4 protein-coding genes are annotated in these 5431 nt (G+C 63.4%); all 4 read right to left on the minus strand.

Translation table 11 applies throughout. The features are described 5' to 3' along the window. Positions 1-311: 311 nt before the first annotated feature. Entirely contained in the window at positions 312-1922 is a 1611-nt protein-coding gene (locus ABZ420_RS35825) for an AMP-binding protein (RefSeq protein ID WP_357132605.1), read from the minus strand. Between the two features lie 190 nt (positions 1923-2112). After that, complete coding sequence (locus tag ABZ420_RS35830) at positions 2113-3396, minus strand: thiolase family protein (RefSeq protein WP_357132608.1); 1284 nt, start codon at positions 3394-3396, stop codon at positions 2113-2115. 28 nt (positions 3397-3424) lie between these two features. Next, entirely contained in the window at positions 3425-4036 is a 612-nt protein-coding gene (locus ABZ420_RS35835; RefSeq protein WP_357132611.1) for an isochorismatase family cysteine hydrolase, read from the minus strand. Between the two features lie 84 nt (positions 4037-4120). Next, positions 4121-5296, minus strand: coding sequence for an alpha/beta hydrolase (locus ABZ420_RS35840; protein WP_357132614.1), 1176 nt, complete (start codon positions 5294-5296; stop codon positions 4121-4123). Between the last annotated feature and the right edge of the window lie 135 nt (positions 5297-5431).

The following is a 5431-nucleotide window of genomic DNA, read 5'->3' on the forward strand; positions in this document are numbered from 1 at the left end:
TCCGAGACCAGGCGTGCTGCTCGTCAGCGGTATTGAGCCCGCGGATCGAGTGGAGGAAACGCCTGGTGGGTCGGGCCGACAAACTTTCCGGCACTTGCACAGACGGGCGTGGGCCTGAATGGCTCGGCCCTGACGCCGATCGAATCCGGACGGTGGGGGTTCAGGAGCGGTCATGTGGGGTGGGTCGATCGTCCGACCCAGTTCCCTCACGCTTGTAGTTGAAAGCGGGCAATATTCCCCATAAACGTCCTGCTGATCGGCTGGTTCTGTGGAACCGAACCGATTGATCTGGGTGTCGCAGTTCGGCTTGGTCAGGGCGCGGAGTTCGCCAGGCCAAGGCCGTCGGCGAAGTGGTCGCGCAGCGCTCGCCGAAGCACCTTGCCGCGCGCGCTTTTGGGCAATTCGTCGACGAATTCGACTCGCTTGGGGCATTTGTAGCCGGCCAGCTGCGAGCGCACGGCCGCGATCACGGCCGCGGCCGTGAGGTCTGCAGCTGTCGTGTCCGCTACCACCACGGCGGTCACCGATTCTCCCCACTGTTGGTCGGGCAGACCGATGACCGCGACCTCGGCCACCCCGGCGACGCTGTCGATGACGTGCTCGACTTCGGTGGGGTAGACGTTGAACCCGCCGGTTACGATCATGTCCTTCTTGCGGTCAACGATGTAGAGATAGCCTTCGTCGTCGAACTGACCGATGTCGCCGGTATAGAGCCAGCCTTGGTCATCGACTACCGCGGCGGTGAGGTCGGGTCGGCCCCAGTAGCCGCGCATCCGCACATCGGCGCGCACCGCGATTTCGCCGCGCGCATCGGCGGGGACATCGCGGCGGTCGTCGTCGACCAGACGGATTTCCACTGCGGCCGCGGGGCGCCCCGCCGAGCGCAGCCGCTGGGGCGCCGGCCCGTTGGGATCGAAGACGTGTGCTGACTTGGGCAGCACCGTCAGCGGCATCGGCATCTCGCTGAGCCCATAGACCTGTACCAAGACGTTGCCGAAGGTTTCGATTGCCGCGGTCAGCTGGCTGGGGGCGATGGTAGATGCGCCGTAGAGCACGGTTTTCAGCGAGGACACGTCAATATCGAGGGATCGGGCGGTTTCGGTGAGCATGGCCAGCATCGTCGGTACGACAACCGTATAGGTGGCGCGGTGCTCGGCGACGGTTCGCAGCAGCAGTTCGGTGTCGAAGCTGGGCAGCAGCACCTGGGTGCCGCCGCGGCACAGTGAGGCGAACGCCAGGCAGCCGCTGAAATGGCCGAGTGGGGCGGAGTGCAGGAGCACGTCGGTGTCGTCCAGCGCGCCGATCTCGGCGAGCACATTACGCGTCATATTGACCACTCCGCCTTGGGTCAGGGTCACGCCCTTCGGCTCTCCGGTCGTCCCGGAGCTGAAGATCAGCCATGCGTCGGCCCCGGCGGGCGGCGTGCTCTCGGGGGGCGCCGGAGGAGCGGCCTCCAGCAGGTCCTCCCAGCGGTCGTGGTCGCTGCTGTCTCCGATGACGACGATGTGCTCGAGGGTCGGTATCTGCGCGGACACCGATTGGAAACGCTCGAGGTAGCTCTGTTCGACGATGATGACCCGCACGGCGGCACTGTTGAAGATACCGACCAGTTCGTTGGGGTGCAGCCGCGGCATCTCGGCGCAGCGCACGTATCCTCCGATGAGGCAGGCGAAGTCGACGTCCAGGAATTCGATGATGTTGCCCGCGATCAGCCCGACCGGCTCTCCGGGCCGGACCCCGAGGGTGTGCAGCGCCCCGGCGGCGCGAAATATGCGGTCGCCGAACTGCTCATAGGTCAGGCGACGTTCGCCTTGGATCAGCGCGGTCTGGTGGGGGTGTCTGATCAGCGCCCGACGGATCAGTTCGGCAGCGGTGACATGCGACGGCGGGACCGTCGCTTCCGCCGATTTAAAGGTCGTCATCGCGTTGATTACCTCCGTTTAGAAATTGCATCCGATTTATCTGCCGAGGTCAGCTCGCCCATAGCCCTCCCGAACCCGGGTCCGGTTGATGCACTGACCACCAGCCTGAGACGACCCAGATCCTTGGCTCCACCCCACGGCGTCGAGCAGGAGCTTCCCGGTTACTACGTTCGAGGCGAAGTGTTTTGGGTCATTGCCGTTGCAGGATCGCGACGCCGACTACTGCTTCCTCCCCGTTGTGGAACCCGCCGCCGTTTTCGATCACGCCTGTCCGCGCGTCCTCGACCTGGCGTGAGCCCGACCGGCCGCGCAACTGGTTGGTGATCTCGAAAACCTGACCAATTCCGGTCGCGGCCAACGGGTGTCCCTTGGACTCCAACCCGCCGGATGGATTGACGGGAATCCTTCCGCCCAGCGTGGTATCGCCGCGCTGTGCTGCGGGTCCTCCGTCGCCCGCGGGCACCAGACCGAGTAACTCGGTCTGCAGGACCTCCGCGAATGCGGTGGCGTCATGGACTTCGGCGACGTCCACGTCATCCGGGCTGATTCCGGCCCGATCATAGGCATGGTGCGCAGTCCGAGCAGTGACGTGATTGTCGAAGGTTGAGATGTCCCGATCGCAACCAGTGCCGATGGAGGCTGCGAGGATCTTGACCGCCGGTTCCTGGCCTAGTTTCCGTAGCCCGGCGTCCGAGCACAGGAGTACAGCTGCTGCGCCGTCGGTGATCGGGGCGCACATAGGAACGGTGAGTGGGTACGCCAGTTTTCTTGCCGACAGGATCTGTTCGATCGACATGTCCTTGCGGAAGTGCGCACGTGGGTTTCCCACCCCGTGCCGGTGGTTCTTCGCCGCCACCGCGGCAATCTGTTCCGCCGTCGTCCCGTACAACCGCATGTGGTTTCGCGCCATGGCCGCGTACACGTCCATCATGATCGACCGTGCACCAACTGCCGACGTGTCCACGACGCCGCCGAGCTGTGAAAGTGAGTCCTGCAGCGAATCGGGTTCCGAAATGTCGTACGCTCCGTCGAACACGCTCATCGTCCGGGCGGAGTCGCCGACGTTCATTTTCTCTACCCCGACGACGAGTACCACGTCGGCATCACCTGCTCGCAATTGCGCGCAGGCCAGGCTGATTCCGGATAGGCCCGTGGCACAGGCGTTCTCGATGTTGAAGACGGGCACGGTGCCCAGGCCGAGCGAGCGAAGGGCCACTTCGCCGGCAATCATGAGCTGACCTTCGAGGTGCCCCTGGGTGGTGGAGCCGAAGAAGGCAGCTCCGATCGCATCCAGCGGGCACCCCGCATCGGCGAGTGCATCGTGCACCGCCCATTTGGTGAGCTGTTTGACGGATTGATCGGTGTGAATCCCGAACGGCGTCATTCCCACGCCGGCAATCCAGACAGTCAACTTGAGTTCTCCTCTTCGATGGTCCGGCTGGGTGCGCAGGGTGGGCGAACCGGCCAGTGACATCGCATTCTTGGCAAAGAGCCTCGACGTACTACGCTGCGGCGCGCTGGCTCAAGGCAGTGATGACGTCATCGATATCTACGATCTCCGCGAGCATTCCCAAGGTCTCCAGAGCGAAAAGATGCGTCTCTTCGCTCGATGCCGAGCATGCCTCCCCGACAACAATGATCCGGTAACCGAGGGTCGCTGCGGCAAAGGCGGTTGAAAGGACGGCCATGTTCGTCGCTACTCCGCAGACCACCAGCGTCTTTATCGCGCGCCGCTGAAGAATCTCTTGTAAATCACTTCCGTGGAACGGGTTGGGACTGTGATGTGTCACCACCACCTCGCCGGGGACGCGGGCCAGATCAGCCACAAAATCGGCCCCGGGCAGCCCGTCGATGAGCGCGTTCATCTCGGCAGCACCCTGAGTAAGGGGAATGTTGACCAACATATTCGAGCGGTCAGCACGCCAGGCGACGCGCACCAGCACCGGCAGCGCAGCACTCGCGTCCGCCGCCTCCAGCAACCGACTCGCTTCTCCGACCACGTTTCGTCGGGTTACCTCGGCGCCCAAAAGGGCTCCGATGGCCTGTTGATTCTCGATGATGTCCGTCTGAAGATGACAGACCAGGACCGCTGTCTCGGCAGAGTTGAGTTTCATTGTGTACCTTTCAGTTCCGGGCGGCCGTCAGGCCTTCATTGCGGTAGCTGCTCGCGGTGTTGGTGCCGGTTGTGGTGTGTGGACTCAGGGCTCCAGCAGGTTTCGATCCTGCAGCCATTCGCGGATCAACCGAACTACGTCCTGCAGAATGTCGTCTTGGCCTGCGTAGTAGTGGTTGGCCCCTTTGATCACGTGCATGGTCTTGTCTGTGCTGGCGCATGCGTCGAGCAATTGTTGGGTGTGTGGCTGTGGTACGGCGTCGTCGGCGCTGTTTTCGATGGCGAGGAGGGGAACATGGATATTTCGCGCGGCGATGTCAGCGCGGGCGTGGCTGTCCTCAGCTGACCACTGGGACAACCATCCGCGCAGGGTCGAAGTGCGTGCGAGGCCCGCGGGACTGATATTGGCGAGTTCGGGCACCCCCATGAAAGACATTCCGATTTCTCGATCGTTGGGGTCGATGGTGGCGTCGAGGAAGCGGGGGTCGGCCAGCGTGCGGTGAGTGAGTATCACGCGTTCGGTCTCGCTGCCTCCTCTGCGGCGCAGCTCCTCGAGCATTTCTTTGACATAGGTGGTACGGCGGCGAATTCGCGCGGCCTGCTGGGAACGGAAGTACTCGAGGTAGTCCGGGGAGTAGGGCGGCCGGTTGGGGTTGCGCGGATTATAAAGGTCGAGTTCGACGTCGCGGATGTCCGGATTCGCCTCGTCGAGGACGGATGGATCGATGAAGTCGCGCAGCATCTCGGCACGCCCCAGGTGCGCCGCGTGGTAAATGAACGCATCGCCTGGGATCAGGTCGCCGAGGTCGACCGGATCTCCGGCGGGGGTGCTTGTGATGGTGCGGTTTACGGCTTGCGACTGATAGAGGGCGGTCAACGACCCGCCTCCGGACCATCCGACCAGAACTACGGTGGTATACCCCCACACCTCCTTGGCGTGACGGACGAAAGCACCGTAATCAGACAGGACTTTCTCCATGATCAGCGCGGTGTCGTTGCGTGCGTAGCGGCTTTCGGCGCACAGGATGTGCATCCCCGCCGCTGCCATCACGTGCGGAAGCGGTATGCGCCTGATCGTGCCCGTTGGATGCATGAACATCAGCAGCGTGTTCGACGGCCGCCCCTGCGGCACGAGTCGCACCCCGTCGAGGACGATGCGGTCGGGCGCGGAGAAGCCGTATACCTCCCGCAGACCGCTCACTTCGCTGTGACTGACGTTCACGAAGTCGGTGGCGACCTCGTACTGGCGTTCGACAGGCACCTGGACTAAATCCCTTCACGTGGGCCGACGGCGGGGGTGGCGTGGGGTTGGAACCGTTTGGTGAAGCCACCCCATTGGTCGGCGTAGTTCGATACCTGGGGCATGACCGTTTCCGCGAATTTCGTGATCTGCATG

Origin of the sequence: Nocardia sp. NPDC005745 (genome assembly GCF_040630775.1) — a bacterium.
Taxonomy (GTDB): Bacteria; Actinomycetota; Actinomycetes; order Mycobacteriales; family Mycobacteriaceae; genus Nocardia.

What these genes read in the sequence shown, in the direction of transcription:
- ABZ420_RS35825 (WP_357132605.1), bottom strand. Translation starts at nt 1,922, where the DNA reads ATGACGACCTTTAAATCGGCGGAAGCGACGGTCCCGCCGTCGCATGTC.
- ABZ420_RS35830 (WP_357132608.1), bottom strand. Translation starts at nt 3,396, where the DNA reads ATGTCACTGGCCGGTTCGCCCACCCTGCGCACCCAGCCGGACCATCGA.
- ABZ420_RS35835 (WP_357132611.1), bottom strand. Translation starts at nt 4,036, where the DNA reads ATGAAACTCAACTCTGCCGAGACAGCGGTCCTGGTCTGTCATCTTCAG.